At 71.0% G+C, this 15,291-nt stretch carries 12 protein-coding genes; 9 read left to right on the top strand and 3 right to left on the bottom strand.

Annotation, left to right across the window (positions count from 1 at the left end):
* Positions 1-30: 30 nt before the first annotated feature.
* Together BS80_RS25770 and BS80_RS25765 are read left to right on the top strand one after the other, a co-directional pair.
* The gene (locus BS80_RS25770) at positions 31-1,629 is read left to right on the top strand and encodes an alpha/beta hydrolase (protein ID WP_063772051.1); all 1,599 of its coding nucleotides are present in this window, start codon (positions 31-33) and stop codon (positions 1,627-1,629) included.
* 349 nt (positions 1,630-1,978) lie between these two features.
* Positions 1,979-2,629 carry a 2-oxo-4-hydroxy-4-carboxy-5-ureidoimidazoline decarboxylase gene (locus BS80_RS25765; protein WP_232246597.1) on the top strand — a complete coding sequence of 217 codons (651 nt, stop codon included), beginning with the start codon at positions 1,979-1,981 and terminating at the stop codon, positions 2,627-2,629.
* Between the two features lie 14 nt (positions 2,630-2,643).
* Here the strand turns inward: BS80_RS25765 and BS80_RS25760 are convergent, their stop codons facing one another.
* Positions 2,644-3,504 (bottom strand): hypothetical protein, encoded by an 861-nt coding sequence (locus tag BS80_RS25760; RefSeq protein ID WP_035800991.1) that lies wholly within the window; start codon positions 3,502-3,504, stop codon positions 2,644-2,646.
* A 202-nt stretch (positions 3,505-3,706) separates the two neighbouring features.
* Between BS80_RS25760 and sdhC the strand changes: the two genes are divergently transcribed.
* The 6 genes from sdhC to BS80_RS25730 all read left to right on the top strand — a co-directional run bounded on the left by sdhC (position 3,707) and on the right by BS80_RS25730 (position 9,104).
* The gene (gene sdhC / locus BS80_RS25755) at positions 3,707-4,087 is read left to right on the top strand and encodes a succinate dehydrogenase, cytochrome b556 subunit (RefSeq protein WP_035800990.1); all 381 of its coding nucleotides are present in this window, start codon (positions 3,707-3,709) and stop codon (positions 4,085-4,087) included.
* Positions 4,088-4,093: 6 nt separating this feature from the next.
* A complete protein-coding gene (sdhD, locus tag BS80_RS25750) occupies positions 4,094-4,585 on the top strand; it encodes a succinate dehydrogenase, hydrophobic membrane anchor protein (RefSeq protein ID WP_035800989.1) in 492 nt (163 codons plus the stop codon).
* Between the two features lie 31 nt (positions 4,586-4,616).
* The gene (sdhA, locus tag BS80_RS25745; protein WP_035800982.1) at positions 4,617-6,359 is read left to right on the top strand and encodes a succinate dehydrogenase flavoprotein subunit; all 1,743 of its coding nucleotides are present in this window, start codon (positions 4,617-4,619) and stop codon (positions 6,357-6,359) included.
* Entirely contained in the window at positions 6,359-7,135 is a 777-nt protein-coding gene (locus BS80_RS25740; protein WP_035800980.1) for a succinate dehydrogenase iron-sulfur subunit, read from the top strand. Before sdhA ends, BS80_RS25740 begins: the two co-directional genes overlap by 1 nt.
* 189 nt (positions 7,136-7,324) lie before the next feature.
* Positions 7,325-7,576 (top strand): SCO4848 family membrane protein, encoded by a 252-nt coding sequence (locus tag BS80_RS25735; RefSeq protein WP_035800977.1) that lies wholly within the window; start codon positions 7,325-7,327, stop codon positions 7,574-7,576.
* Between the two features lie 181 nt (positions 7,577-7,757).
* On the top strand, positions 7,758-9,104 hold the full coding sequence (locus BS80_RS25730; protein WP_083975204.1) for a D-alanyl-D-alanine carboxypeptidase family protein: 1,347 nt from the start codon (positions 7,758-7,760) through the stop codon (positions 9,102-9,104).
* Between the two features lie 89 nt (positions 9,105-9,193).
* Here BS80_RS25730 and BS80_RS25725 read toward each other — a convergent pair whose 3' ends face one another.
* Together BS80_RS25725 and BS80_RS25720 are read right to left on the bottom strand one after the other, a co-directional pair.
* A complete protein-coding gene (locus BS80_RS25725; RefSeq protein WP_232246596.1) occupies positions 9,194-10,099 on the bottom strand; it encodes a class I SAM-dependent methyltransferase in 906 nt (301 codons plus the stop codon).
* A gap of 131 nt (positions 10,100-10,230) precedes the next feature.
* Entirely contained in the window at positions 10,231-11,214 is a 984-nt protein-coding gene (locus BS80_RS25720; protein WP_063772050.1) for a YihY/virulence factor BrkB family protein, read from the bottom strand.
* Positions 11,215-11,507: 293 nt separating this feature from the next.
* Here BS80_RS25720 and BS80_RS25715 point away from each other — a divergent pair, with 293 nt between their 5' ends.
* Positions 11,508-15,080 (top strand): bifunctional glycosyltransferase/CDP-glycerol:glycerophosphate glycerophosphotransferase, encoded by a 3,573-nt coding sequence (locus tag BS80_RS25715; RefSeq protein WP_035800975.1) that lies wholly within the window; start codon positions 11,508-11,510, stop codon positions 15,078-15,080.
* The last annotated feature ends 211 nt before the right edge of the window (positions 15,081-15,291 follow it).

The following is a 15,291-nucleotide window of genomic DNA, read 5'->3' as shown; positions in this document are numbered from 1 at the left end:
GCGGCGGGAACCAGGTGCTACACATGTTCGGTGACGATCTCCTGGTTCCCCCGCTGCGCCGTACCCGTGACCCTCGCCTCGCTCCTGCTGGCCGGGTGCAGCGGCGGCGGCGCGGGCGCACCGGGGTCGCCGGCACCGTCCACGGCCGGCCCGGCGGCCGCCCGGCCCGCCGCGTCGTCGCCCGGCGGAACGGATCCGGCGCTGGCGACCTTCTACGGCCAGCGGATCGCCTGGTCCGCCTGCCCGGCCGACGAGAGCGGCCTGCAGTGCGGCAAGCTGCACGTGCCGCTCGACTACACGCACCCGGCCGCCGACGCGCTCGATCTGGCGCTGATCCGTGAACCCGCCGCCGACGCCGCGCAGAAGGTCGGCTCGCTGGTGGTCAACCCGGGCGGCCCCGGCGAATCCGGCGTGGACCTGGTGAAGAACGCCCACGGCGACTTCGAGGGACCGCTGCACGACCGTTTCGACGTCGTCGGCTTCGACCCGCGCGGCACCGGCGCCAGCTCGCCGATCCACTGCCTGACCGACCAGCAGCGCGACGCGCTGGACCAGCAGGACCCGCCGGCCGACCCGACCGCCCGCAAGGCCCTGAGCGACCAGCGCGCCAAAGACTACGCGGCGGCCTGCGAGGCCGCCGCCGGCAAGCTGCTGCCCTTCGTCGGCACCCGCGACACCGCCCGGGACATGGACGTGCTGCGCCAGGCCCTGGGGCAGGACAAGCTCGACTACCTCGGCATCTCCTACGGGACCTACCTCGGCGCGCTCTACGCCGAGCAGTTCCCCGGCCGGACCGGCCGGCTGGTGCTGGACGGCGCGATCGACCCGGCCGCCGACAAGCTGGACAGCAACGTCCAGCAGCAGATCGGCTTCGAGAAGTCGTTCGAGCGGTTCGCCGCCGACTGCGTCACCAACCATCCCGACGAATGCCCGCTGGGCAGCGACCCGGCCACCGCCGGCAAGAGGGCCGCCGACTTCCTGGACGGGCTGCGCGACAAGCCGCTGCGCACCGACGGCAGCCGCCGGCTCAGCTCCACCCTGGGCTGGACCGGCACGCTGCTCTTCCTCTACGGCGACGAGCAGACCTCCTGGCCGCAGCTGCGGCGCGCGCTGACCGCAGCGATGCAGCAGGGCGACGGCAGCAGCCTGCTCGCGGCGGCCGACTCCTACAACGGCCGGGACCAGGACGGCCACTACAACGCCAGTGACGACGCCCAGGTGGCCATCTCCTGTGCCGACGGCGCGAGCGCCGCGCCCTCGCCGGCCCGGGTCCAGCAGGTGCTGGCCCAGCTCAAGCAGGGCGCGCCGCTGCTCAACAGCGACACCGCAGCCGAGGACCTCAGCAGCGCGAGCTGCGCGAACTGGCCGTTCCAGAGCCCGGAAAAACCGCACACGATCCGCGCCGAGGGCAGCGCACCGATCCTGGTGATCGGCACCACCGACGACCCCGCCACCCCGTACGCGGCGGCGCAGAACCTCGCGAAGGGCTTCGCGAACGCCACGCTGCTCACCCGTGAGGGTGAAGGGCACGCCGCCTTCGGCAGTGGGAACGCCTGTGTGACCCAGGCGCTTGATGCGTACCTGGTCAACGGCACGATGCCCGCCCAGCAGACCCGCTGCGCGCAGTAGCCCGTCACCCGGACTGATGGTCCGATGGTGTGCGGGTCACAACTTGATAGCTCGTCAGGGTGAATTCTGCGAGCACTCTCCCCAACTGATGAGCGCTCAACTACCGTGGTGCCGCTGCCTGGGAGACCCGCAGCAGCAGCCGGGCAGGCACGCCCGGGCCAGCCGTCGCACGCCTCGCACGCAACCAGCGCCCGCAGGCCTTCGTCATCGCCGTCGTGGATCGTCCGTGATCCATGCTTGTCCCATCGACACCGGCACATCCTCGGACCCTCCCCCGGATCCGGGACACCCTTCGGATCCACCCAGTCCATCGCTCTCCAGGCGCGGCGCGACGAACGCCCTCTCCCCTGTGCGCCGCTCGCCCCCTTCCCGCCCTCACGAGGAGGACCCGCTGGCCAGCGACTCTCCGGCCGACAGTTCGACGGACCGAAACGTCGAACAGCCCTCGACCGGCATTCCTCCGCAGCGGCCCGACACTTCCGTAGCAGCCCTCGCCACACCGGCTGCCGCCGTCGGGCTCCACCGCTTCAACGAGGCCGACCCCGGCGCAGCCGAGGAGGCCCTGCTGGCCTGCTGCGGCAGCCACCGCTGGGCGCTGCGGCTGACCCTGCACCGCCCGTACCCCGATCTGGAGTCCCTGCTCGCCGCCGCCAGCGAGGCGTCGTACGACCTGCGGCCGAGCGACCTCGCCGAGGCGCTGGCCGACGAGAGCTGGATGCCGCAGCCGCTGCTCGGCATGCGCGCACCCGGCAGCCAGGCCGCGCACACCGCGCTGCGCGCCGCCCACGCCGCCTACGAGGCGCGGTTCGGACACGTCTTCGTGGTCTGCCTGGACGGCATCGACCCCGAGGAGATGCTCGACGCCGTGCTGACCTCCATCCGCACCCGACTCGCCAACGACCCCGACGAGGAACGACTGGTCGCCTCGGACGAACTGCGCCGGATCGCCCTCAACCGGCTGGAACACCTGGTGGCCAGTCACACCGCCGGGGCGCACTAGGCGACCGGCTGCCATCACCCCTGCGCGGCCCGCAGCTTGCGGGTCTGCGCCAGGACCACCGCCGGGTCGGGCGCGGCGGCCGGCTCCTTCCCCGAGCCCACAGTGGAGAAGACGGCCAGCGCCGTGCCGACCCGGACCACCGTCGCGTCCTGGGAGAGCGCCGCCACGCCCGGGTCGCCCGGCGTCGTGCTGCCACTCGTAAGGGTGAAGGCGGTGGCGCCGTCCGCTCCCTCCGGGGTGGGCGTGTCGGCACGCGCCAGCCGGTGCTGGGTCTTGGCACCCTTGCGGCTGCCGGTGCCCGTCGCGGTGGAGGTGAACGTGCCGCAGCGCGCCAGCACCTGGTCCAGCAGCGACTGCAGCAGGGCCGCCCGGCCGGGCGGGTAGGCGAGCAGGGCGGCGTAGACGTCGGCGCCCGGGGCACCGGCCCGGGTCAGGCTCAGGTCGGTCTCCGCGGTCGGCTCGCCGGTCGGGTTCGCCGGACCGATCGCGTCCAGCACCGGCTGGCAGGCGGGCACGTCGGAGGTCTCGTGCTCCGCCGAGGCCGGCCCGGCGGAGCCCTGACCAGGGGTCACGACGGTAACGGTCCAGCCCGGGGCGAGGTCCTGGCCGGCCAGCGCGGCGGCCCGCAGCGCGGCCGCCGTCAGCGCGCGCGGCGCGGCCGCTGACGGGGTGGCGGCTGACGGCACGCCCGCCGGCGCGGTGACCGAGGACCGGACGGTCGCCGCGGCGGAGGCCGTCGCGGCCCGGTCGGCGGACCCGGCGGGGCCCACCGTCGTACAGCCGGCCAACGCCAGCGCGACGAGAGGCAGCAGGGTCGGGGCGAAGCGAGGAGGCATGAGGCCCTCGGGAGGGTCGGCGGCGGGGAAGTCCGTCACCGTACCGGAGCACCACCGTGACTCAGCGTCACAGTTGGGCGCCGCGTTACGCCGCCCGTGCCTGATTGATCACAATCAAACCCCCCGGAGGCGGTTCCCGACACGGCGTCGATAGGATGTCCGCGGCCGGTGGACCGTACCCGGCCGGGCTGACCGACACCGAAGCCGGCCGAGCCCTTCATCCGCTTCCGGAGGGTTTTCCGTGCCGGCTGGAACGCTGTACCGCGGCCGGGAAGGCATGTGGAGTTGGGTGGCTCATCGAGTCACCGGCGTCCTCATTTTCTTCTTCCTGTTCGCTCATGTCCTCGACACCGCGCTGGTGCGCGTGTCCCCACAGGCGTACGACTCCGTCATTCAGACGTACAAGACGCCCCTGGTGAACCTGATGGAGTACGGCCTCACCGCCGCCATCCTGTTCCACGCCCTGAACGGCCTGCGGGTCATCGCGGTGGACTTCTGGTCGAAGGGCCCGAAGTACCAGAAGCAGATGCTCTGGAGCGTCGTCGGCGTCTGGGTCGTCCTGATGGCCGGCGCCTTCTACCCGATCCTCCAGCACACCCTGCTCTCCTGGTTCGGGAAGTGATCCGGCATGTCGACTGACACCTCTGACATCGAGCTGGTCTCCTCTTCGCAGGCGCACACCGGCAAGGGACTCGGCACCGGTAACCCGGCCGACGAGTTCGTCATCCAGCCGCCGCGTACGCGCTCGACGAAGACCCCTCGTCGCACCCGCACCAACTTCGAGATGCTCGCCTGGCTCTTCATGCGCCTGTCGGGCGTCGTGCTGGTCGTGCTGATCCTCGGCCACCTGCTGATCATGCTGGTGCTCGACGGCGGCGTCTCCAAGATCGGCTTCGCCTTCGTGGCCGGCCGCTGGGCCTCGCCGTTCTGGCAGGGCTGGGACCTGCTGATGCTCTGGCTCGCCATGCTGCACGGCTCCAACGGCATGCGCACGGTCATCAACGACTACGCCGAGAAGGACTCGACCCGTCTCTGGCTGAAGACCCTGATGGGTGCCGCCACGGTGTTCACCGTGCTGCTGGGCACTCTGGTGATCTTCACCTTCGACCCGAACATCTAACTCGGCTAGAGCCAGAGGCGACTGACACACCATGCAGATTCACAAGTACGACACCGTCATCGTCGGCGCGGGCGGCGCCGGCATGCGCGCGGCCATCGAGTCGACCCAGCGCAGCCGTACCGCCGTGCTGACCAAGCTCTACCCCACCCGGTCCCACACCGGCGCGGCCCAGGGCGGCATGTGCGCCGCCCTCGCCAACGTCGAGGAGGACAACTGGGAGTGGCACACCTTCGACACGGTCAAGGGTGGTGACTACCTGGTCGACCAGGACGCCGCCGAGATCATGTGCAAGGAGGCCATCGACGCGGTCCTCGACCTCGAGAAGATGGGCCTGCCCTTCTCCCGTACCGAGGCCGGCCGGATCGACCAGCGCCGCTTCGGCGGTCACACCCGCAACCACGGCGAGGCGGCGGTCCGCCGCTCCTGCTACGCGGCCGACCGCACCGGTCACATGATCCTCCAGACGCTGTTCCAGAACTGCGTCAAGCACGGCGTCGAGTTCTTCAACGAGTTCTACGTGCTGGACCTGCTGATCAACGACGGCAAGACCGCGGGCGTCGTCGCCTACGAGCTGGCCACCGGCGAGATCCACGTCTTCCAGGCCAAGTCGGTCGTGTTCGCCTCCGGCGGCACCGGCAAGTTCTTCAAGGTGACCTCCAACGCCCACACCCTCACCGGTGACGGCCAGGCGCTGGTCTACCGCCGCGGCCTGCCGCTGGAGGACATGGAGTTCTTCCAGTTCCACCCGACGGGCATCTGGCGGATGGGCATCCTGCTCACCGAGGGCGCCCGCGGCGAGGGCGGCATCCTGCGCAACAAGGACGGCGAGCGCTTCATGGAGCGCTACGCCCCGGTCATGAAGGACCTCGCGTCCCGTGACGTCTGCTCGCGCGCGATCTACACCGAGATCCGCGAGGGTCGCGGCTGCGGCCCCGACGGCGACCACGTCTACCTGGACCTGACGCACCTTCCGCCGGAGCAGCTGGACGCCAAGCTCCCGGACATCACCGAGTTCGCGCGCACCTACCTCGGCATCGAGCCCTACACGGACCCGATCCCGATCCAGCCCACCGCGCACTACGCGATGGGCGGCATCCCGACCAACGTCGAGGGTGAGGTGCTGCGCAACAACACCGACGTGGTGCCCGGCCTCTACGCGGCCGGCGAGGTCGCCTGCGTCTCGGTGCACGGCGCCAACCGCCTGGGCACCAACTCGCTGCTGGACATCAACGTGTTCGGCAAGCGGGCCGGCATCGCCGCCGCCGAGTACTCGTCGACGGTGGACTTCACGCCGCTCCCCGAGAACCCGGCCGAGAAGGTGCAGGCGATGGTCGACGGCCTGCGCGACTCCACCGGCACCGAGTCCGTCGCGCAGATCCGCAAGGAGCTGCAGGAGACCATGGACACCAACGCCATGGTCTACCGCACCGGCGCGACCCTGAAGCAGGCGGTCTCCGACATCGCGGCCCTGCGCGAGCGGTACAAGAACGTCGCCATCATGGACAAGGGCTTCCGTTACAACACGGACCTCCTGGAGGCCGTCGAGCTGGGCAACCTGCTCGACCTGGCCGAGGTGCTGGCGGTCTCCGGACTGGCCCGCGAGGAGTCGCGCGGCGGTCACTTCCGTGAGGACTTCCCGACCCGTGACGACGTGAAGTTCATGCAGCACACCATGGCGTACCAGGAGGTCGCCGCGGACGGCACGACCTCCATCCGCCTTGACTACAAGCCGGTCGTCACGACCCGCTACCAGCCGATGGAGCGTAAGTACTGATGAGCGCCCCCACGATCGACGCACCGCACTCGGCGGCGCTGGACGCGGCCGAGAGCGGCGGCGTGCAGCTGATCACCTTCACCCTCCGCATCCGCCGGTTCAACCCGGAGGAGCACCCGGAGCCGGTGTGGGTGGACTACCAGCTCACCATGGACCCGAAGGAGCGCGTCCTGGACGCCCTCAACAAGGTCAAGTGGGAGCAGGACGGCACCCTCACGTACCGGCGCTCCTGCGCGCACGGGATCTGCGGCTCGGACGCGATGCGGATCAACGGCCGCAACCGCCTGGCCTGCAAGACCCTGCTGAAGGACGTCAACCCGGAGAAGCCGATCACGATCGAGGCCATCAAGGGCCTCGCGGTCCTCAAGGACCTGGTCGTGGACATGGACCCGTTCTTCCAGGCGTACAAGGACGTCATGCCGTTCCTCGTCACCAAGGGGAACGAGCCGACCCGCGAGCGCCTGCAGTCCGCCGAGGACCGCGAGCGCTTCGACGACACCACCAAGTGCATCCTGTGCGCCGCGTGCACGTCGTCCTGCCCGGTCTTCTGGAACGACGGCCAGTACTTCGGCCCGGCCGCCATCGTCAACGCGCACCGCTTCATCTTCGACTCGCGCGACGAGGGTGCCGAGCAGCGCCTGGAGATCCTGAACGACCGTGAGGGCGTGTGGCGTTGCCGCACCACCTTCAACTGCTCGGAGGCCTGCCCCCGTGGCATTGAGGTCACCAAGGCGATCCAGGAAGTCAAGCGCGCCCTCGTGACGCGCCGCTTCTGACACTCCGCCCGAAGCACCACCACTGCGCCCCGCCGGTCCTCCGACCAGCGGGGCGCAGCGCTGTCCGCGGCCCCGGCTCCCGTACCGGACGGAAACCACCCAGGAGGATCGCCCACCCCCGGCGGCTGACCCGGGGGGCGTGGCCCACATACTGGAGGAACCGCCCACCCCGTCTGAAGGACCACGCCCATGAAGCTCACCGGCCGCCTCTCCTGGTTCCTTCTGGCGTTCGGCGCGTGGTCGTGGATGGTCTGGGTGACGTTCGCCAAGAACCTCTGGGCGGACTCCGCCCACCAGGCCTTCACCAATGGCGATCACTCCCACCCGACCGCCTTCTTCTGGATCCACCTGGCCCTCACCATCGTCTCGTTCGCCCTCGGCACGGCCATCGGCGTCATCGGCCTCCGGGGCGTCCTCGCCGCCCGTCGCGCCACCCAGTAGGCAGAGCAGCCGGGCCGGTCGGAGAGTCAGCCGATCAAGTGATCCGGCTCGTCCAGGTCGACGACCAGTGGGAGCCGGATGGCGCAGGTGGCGGTACCCGTTCGGGGGACGTCGGCGGCGAGCCGGGGGCGGGGGGCGGGGGGTTGGGTACGGTCGCCAGGTGCGTTCAGCTGATCACCTGATGTGTCGTACTGGTAGTCGTCGACGGGCCGCCGCGTTGGCAGCGGCCCTGGTGTGGTGCGCGGCCCCGCTCGCGTCGGCCGCGCCCCCGGCGGAGCCGCCGCCGGTCGGGGCGGCGGTGGGCGGTGAGCGGCTTGGCCAGCAGGGGGTGCAGGTCATCCCCACCGGCGGGACGCCTCGGTTGCCCACCGGGCTGACCGGGATGTCCTGGCTGGTCGCCGACGCCGGGACGGGCAATGTGCTGGCCGCCTACAACCCGCATCTGCGGCTGCCTCCCGCCAGCACCCTCAAGATGCTCTTCGCCGATACCGTCCTGCCCAAGTTCGACCGGTCGGCCGTCCACCGGGTGACGCCGTCCGAGCTGGCCGGGCTCGGGGCGGGCAGCAGTCTGGTGGGCGTCAAGGAGGATCTGGACTACAAGGTCGAGGACCTGTGGCGGGGCGTCTTCCTGAGCTCCGGCAACGACGCGGTGCACGTGCTGGCGAACATGAACGGCGGCATCGAGCAGACGGTCCGTCAGATGCAGGAGCGGGCCGGGGTGCTGGGCGCCGCGGACACCCACGTGGTGTCGCCCGACGGGTACGACGAGGACGGGCAGCTCACCTCGGCGTACGACCTGACGCTGTTCGCCCGGGACGGGCTGCGCAATCCCGACTTCCGCTCCTACTGCGCGACCCGGGACGCCCAGTTCCCCGGGGCGGTGGACAAGAACACCGGGCAGCGCGGCACCTTCGGCATCCAGAACACCGACCGGCTGCTCGGGAAGTACCCGGGGCTGCTCGGGGTCAAGAACGGCTACACCACGAACGCGGGCAGCACCTTCGTCGGCGCGGCCGAACGCGACGGCCGGACGCTGCTGGTCGCCGTGATGCATCCGACGACGTACATGAAGGTCTACGACGAGACGGCCGCGCTGCTCGACTGGGGGTTCGCGGCAGCGGACAAGGTCGCGCCGGTCGGCGTGCTGGTGCAGCCGAAGACCGCCAGTACCGGCGACGCGGCGGCCGCGGCGAGTGCGGGCGCCTCCGCACCCGCGAAGGCGCCCGCGAAGGCAGCGGCGAACCCGGCCGCGAAGGCGGCCGGGCGGTTGCCGCAGGCCGGGCCGCCCGAGGGCGAGTCCTCCGCGCGCGGGGTCCGCTCCTGGTCGGCGGTCGGGGCGGCGGTCGCCTGCGCGGTGGCCGCCGGGTTCTGGGTGGCCGGCCGGCGGCGACGGCGCTGGGCGCGCGGAGCCGTCGCCACGCTCCCCGCCGCCTCCACCGTCGGCGGGTCGACCGCCCTCGGCGCGAGCGCGAGCGACCCCGAAACGGCGGGTCCGGCGGGCGCGACAGCGATCGGGCGCCGCGACTAGCGACCAGCGATGAGCGATGAGCCGGGGCGGGTACGGCCGGCCGGCCGTACCCGCCCCAGGAGCCCCGGGAGCCCCGGGAGCCCCGGGAGCTACGCCCTGCGCTCACGGGCGCTGCGCAGGCCGCGCCGCACCGCCCTGGTCGCGATCGGCGGCAGCAGGTCCAGCGCCAGCCGACGGGCCGCGCTCCGGCCGGCCGGGCGGGGCGGCGCCGCCGACCGTCCGTCGCGGTGGATGCCGGACGGCATCAGTTTCGCCACCCCGGGCCCGGAGAACCGGAGCACCTGATGCCCGCGGATGATGTCGATGTCCAGGTTGCAGCCGTCGACGTCACCGTCCAGCTGGAGCAGCTCGCCCTGCAGGGTCCCCGGGTCCGCCCAGGTGCCGTAGAGCTTCTCCGGTGTCAGGCAGATCGGGCGCAGGCCGTGGTCGAAGACGGCCTCCCAGGTGGCGGCGGCCACGCCGGGGGTGTGCGGTGAGCGGAAGTCGTCCAGCACCACGATGCCGTCGTCGGCCAGCGCCGCCCGGGCCGTCTGGATGTCGCCGGCCACGTGCTCGTAGAGGTGGGAGGCGTCGATGTGGGCGAAACGGCAGCTGCCGGGCGCCAGCACGTCGCCCGCCAGGGCGGAGGTCGGTGCCTGCACGATGGTGGGCAGCTCGGCGTGGAAGGCCAGGTAGTTGCGTTCGAAGGCGGCGCGGGTGAGCGTCTCGCGGTACGACATCGTCATCTCGGCGGCGTTGTCGCCGTCCGGGGCGTCGGAGTCGAACAGGTCACAGATCGTGAACGCCTCACCGGGTTGCCGGTGGCGTCCGATCAGGATCGCGCTGCGTCCCAGGTAGCTGCCCATTTCGAGCAGGTCGCCGTGCTGGCCGACGGCGGTCTGGCGTTCGAGCAGCCAGCTGAAGAGCTGCTGGTCCAGCGGCCAGAACCAGCCGGGGACGTCGTCCGGGCTCTTGGGCACGGCGGGCAGCGCGGGGCGGGAGTCGAGGGTGACCACGGGTGCCTCCTACGGCAGGCCGGTGGCCGGGCACTGCCGGCGAAGCCGGCCGGGGGAACGTGCCAGGCCCCGGATCGGACGTGATCCTAACCACTCCGATGATGGCTGAGAAGGGGATGGACGGCGACCTCTCAGCGGTCCGGATGAGCCGTACCCGAACGCCTGCCGGACGCGCTGGAACCACTGGCCCCAAGGGCCCCAGCAGGCTCCAGAGCGGCCTGGCGGGCGGCCTCGGCACTGGCCAGCGCCCTGTCCCGGGCCGCGGCGGGGTCGGCCAGCGCCGTCCAGGAGACGCAGTACATCAGCAGGCGGGAGACGAAGTTGATCCACAGCAGCAGCGCGATCGGGACGCCGAATGCTCCGTACAGGCTCTTTCCGGACACCGAGCCGAGGTAGGAGGCGAGCAGCACCTTGAGCAGCTCGAATCCGACCGAGCCGATCAGCGCGCCGATCACCACGTCGCGCCGGCGCTGGTCGGTGATCCGTGGGAACGGCGCGAGGAGGTAGCCGAAGAGCAGCATGTCGGCGCCGACCGCGATCACGAAGCCGGCGGCCGCGAGCAGGTAGTGGGCGGGGCCGTGGTCGGCCAGGCCGAGGCCCCGGGCGAGCCGTCCGGCCAGCGAGCTGCCCACCGCGGAGGCGCCGAGCGAGATCGCCGAGACCAGGCCGAGGCCGGCCAGCACCAGGCAGTCCCGGCCCTTGACCAGCAGGAGGTTGCCGCCCTCCTCGGGCAGCTGCCAGATGTCGCGGATCGAGCCGCGCATGGTGTTCACCCAGCCGAGGCCGGAGAGCAGCAGAATCACGCCGCTGACCGCGCCGACGGCCCCGGCGTTGGCGATCAGCGAGTCGAGGCCGAGCGAGGTGGCCAGGCCCGGGACCTGCTCGCCGATCTTCACCTTGATCTCGTCCACCCGGGTCGGGGTGAGGGTCGCCACCGCGATCGCCAGGGCGACGGTGAGCAGCGGGAAGAGCGCCAGGAAGCCGAAGAAGGTGACGGCGCCGGCCAGCCGGTTGGCCTTGGCCGCGGTGAAGTGCTCGTAGGCGCGGTAGGCGCGGGTGCGCAGTACGGCGGCGACGAGCGGACCGATCACCGGCAGCCTGGTCAGGAATTCCATGGGCGACGCCTACCCTGACGTCGCATCGAAAAGTCCTTTTCGGACGGCTTTGGCCCTGGAGGGGTCAACTCCGGTCTGCGCGGTGAACGCCCGGCGGTCCGCCGCGGGCACCGGGCCGGGCCGGGCGGCCGCGGCAGCCGGTCTGTGCCGCACCTCCGGAGCGGGAAAAACGGCTCCTGGGAGGGCTCACGGGCGGAGGGTAGGATTCGCCGCGTACCACCTGCCGCTGCTCCCCGTAGCACGCCGATCGCGCAGGCCGGTCGCCCGTCCCCGATGAAAGGCCCGCACAGCTGATGGCCCCCCGTCTCTCTGTCGTTGTCCCTATCTACAACGTCGAGCGGTACCTGGAGGAGTGCCTGGAGTCGATCGCCGCCCAGACCATGAGCGACCTTGAGTGCATCATGGTCGACGACGGCTCCAAGGACGGCAGTGCGGCCCTCGCGGAGGCATTCGCGGCCAAGGACTCCCGGTTCCGACTCGTCAGCAAGAAGAACGCCGGGCTCGGCGCGGCCCGGAACACCGGGCTGCTGCACCTGACCGAGGGCACCGAGTTCATCGCCTTCGTGGACAGTGACGACACCCTGCCGCCGAGCGCGTACGAGCTGATGATCACCACGCTCGACAAGACCGGCTCGGACTTCGCCACCGGCAACGTGCTGCGCTTCCGGGCCGTCGGCCACTACCAGTCCGGCGGGCACCGCAAGCCGTTCAAGGACACCCGGCTGCAGACCCACATCACCGAGATCCCGTCGCTGGTCACCGACCGCACGGCGTGGAACAAGGTCTACCGGCGCTCCTTCTGGGACGCGGCCGGGATCCTCTACCCCGAGGGCATCCTCTACGAGGACGCTCCGGTCAGCGTGCCGCACCACTACATGGCGCGCAGCGTGGACGTGCTCTCCGAGCCCATCTACCACTGGCGCGAGCGCGAGGTCGGCGAGATGTCGATCACGCAGATGCGCACCAACCCGCGCGGGCTGATCGACCGGGTCACCTCGATGGAGCTGGTCCGGGCCTGGCTGCTCAAGCAGACCGACCCGAAGTACAAGGACTACCTGCGCTCCTACGACGAGAACAACCTCGTCGAGGAGATCCCGATGTTCTTCTGGGACACCCTGGACGGCGACCAGACCTACCGCGCCGCCTACCAGGAGTGCGTCAGCCGGCTGCTGCGCGCGATCGGCCCCGAGCTGGTCCGCAAGCTGCGCGCGCCGCTGCGCCTGAAGTACCACCTGACGCTGCAGAACCGGATGGACGAGTTCATCGAGCAGCTGCGCTTCGAGCAGGACAGCAACGGCGCCGCCCCCGCGCGCGGCCTGCTGCGCCCGTACGCCGACTACCCGTTCCTGCGCGGCGGGCGCAAGAGCGTGCCGGCCGACGTGCTGCGGCTGGACAACGCGCTCGTGATGCGCAGCCGGGTGTACGCGTCCGACTGGGTGGACGGGAAGCTCCAGCTCACCGGGCACGCCTTCCCCGAGCACCTGGGCGCGGAGAACAAGCACGACATGGTCAAGGTGATCGTGCTGCGCGAGGCCAAGGGCCGCCGGGTGATCGCCGTCCAGACCAAGGCGCAGTACAGCCCCGAGGCCACTGCCAGCTCCCCGCACGACCTGTACAGCTGCGACTGGGCCGGCTTCGAGACGGCCATCGACCCGGCCAGGCTCAAGCGCCGCGGGCAGTGGCAGGACGGCACCTGGCGGGTGCTGATCGCCGGTATCGGCAAGGCCGGCCTGTACAAGGGACGGATCTCCGGCGGCTGGCACGACTCCTCGCAGAGCTTCCCCTCGCACTGGGTGGACGACAACGTCCGGGTGATCCCGACCCTCAAGGACAGCTTCCTGCACCTGCGGGTGGAGACCCTGCGGGCCAAGGTCACCGAGCTGCACGCCGGGGACGGCGAGGTGCGGATCACCGGCACCGTGCGCTCGGTCTCCGACCTGGCCGGTGTGCGGCTGCAGCTGAGCCACGCGGAGTCGGACGCCGTGCTGACCTTCCCGGTCGAGTTCGGCATCCCGGCCGGCCGCGCGGTGCCTTTCGGCGCCACGGCCCCGGTCGCCGAGCTGGTCGCCGTCCGCGAGTCCTGGGCCGCGCTGGACCCGGCCGCCGCCGACCGCCCGGCCGACCACTGGGACGCCTCGCTGCTGCTGGCCGACGGCTCGGTGGTGCCGATCGTGGTGGACGACCGGCAGCCGCCGGCCCACTTCGACCTGGCGCTGTCGCCGGACGCCCCGCTGGGCGACGCCCGTTCGCTGATGTCCAAGCCGGACACCGACGGCTACCTGCAGTTCGCCGACCACGTGCTCCAGCCCGTGGTGGACGAGCTGCGGGCGAGCGGGCCGGACTCCTTCGTGCTGAAGGGCCGCTTCCCGCTGCCCGGCGAGCACCGCTACGAGCTGGTGCTCCGGCACGGCTTCCGCGAGGAGGACCACGCCTACCCGCTGGTGATCAGTGACGGACGGTTCGAGGTCGAGCTGCCGACCGTGCCGACCGGGTCGTTCGCCGGCCGGGTACCGCTGCACAAGGGCACCTGGGACCTCTTCTTCCGGCCCGAGAACAGCTCCGGCGAGCTCAGCTGGCCCGCGGTCATAGTGGCCCCCGAGTGCCACGGGGTGCTGCCGATGTCGACGGACTCGCGCGGCAAGCCGATCGAGCTCCAGCGCCGGTACTACGACACCCTGGCCCTGGAGTCGCACTCCGCCCTGCTGCCGGAGGAGCGCAGCGGCTACCGCCAGCGCCAGCAGCGGATCTCGGCCTACCCGGCCGCCCAGCGGCGTCCGCTGCGCGACGCGGTGCTCTACAACGTCGCGCTCGGCGGCCACTACGCGGGCTCGCCGCGCGCCATCCACGAGGAGCTGGTGCGCCGCGGACTGCCGCTGGAGCACCTCTGGACGGTCGACGACCTGCAGACCGACCTGCCGCAGAGCGCCGAGTCGGTGCGCCAGTGGAGCCCCGAGTGGTACGAGGCGATGGCCACCTCGAAGTACATCGTCACGAGCACGCACCTGCCCGACTTCGTCACCCGCCGGCCCGGACAGGTCGTCCTGCAGACCTGGCACGGGACGCCGTTGAAGCGGATCGGTCACGACTTCGAGAAGATCTGGTTCATCGACAGCGAGTACCTCAACCAGCTGGACCGTGAGGTCCCGCTCTGGGATCTGCTGGTCTCGCCCAACAGGTTCTCGACGCCGGTTCTCCGCCGCGCATTCGGCTATTCGGGTGAAATCGTCGAATCCGGGTATCCGCGCAACGACGTCTTCTACTCCCCCGACCGGGAGAAGCGGGCCGCACAGGTGCGCGAGCGGCTCGGCCTGCCGGAGGGCAAGCAGGTGGTGCTCTACGCGCCGACCTTCCGCGAGGACCGCAAGCGCCCGCACGGCGGCTACCAGTTGGATCTGCGGATCGACCTGGAGGCCGCCAAGGAGGCGCTGAGCGAGGACCAGGTGCTGCTGGTCCGGGCCCACTCGATCGTGCACGGCCAGGTGCCGGGCGCCGGCAACGGCTACGTCTGGGACGTCTCCACCTACCCCGACATGGCCGAACTCCTGCTGGTGGCAGACGTCCTGGTCACGGACTACTCCTCGGCGATGTTCGACTTCGCCAACACCGGCCGGCCGATCCTGTTCTTCACGTACGACCTGGAGCACTACCGCGACAACCTGCGCGGCTTCACCTTCGACCTGGAGGAGCAGGCGCCGGGCCCGATGCTGGAGACCTCCGAGGCGCTGGTCGCCGCGCTGGGCTCGATCCCGGCCAGCACCGCCGAGTACGCCGGGAAGTACGAGACGTTCCGCGCCACGTACTGCGATCTGGACGACGGCCAGGCCTCCGCCCGGGTGGTCGACGCCATGCTCGGCACCGAACACTGATTCGTCAGACCCGAACTGCTCTGCGGCCCCGCGCGATTCGCACGGGGGCGCAGAGCAGTTCGGTTTTAATCCGACATTGACACTCTGACTGGTTTTTTCAAGAAACTCTCAGTTCGGGGCAATTGACGGGGATAAGCGCCGCAGTATGGGATAGCCGATGGAATCAGGAGTCACCACCCCCGGGGTGACTCCGGCTCCTCGGCCACCGCCA

The sequence above is a fragment of the Kitasatospora mediocidica KCTC 9733 genome, assembly GCF_000744225.1.
Classification (GTDB): domain Bacteria; phylum Actinomycetota; class Actinomycetes; order Streptomycetales; family Streptomycetaceae; genus Kitasatospora; species Kitasatospora mediocidica.
This window is presented reverse-complemented; position numbering and strand designations above follow the sequence as displayed.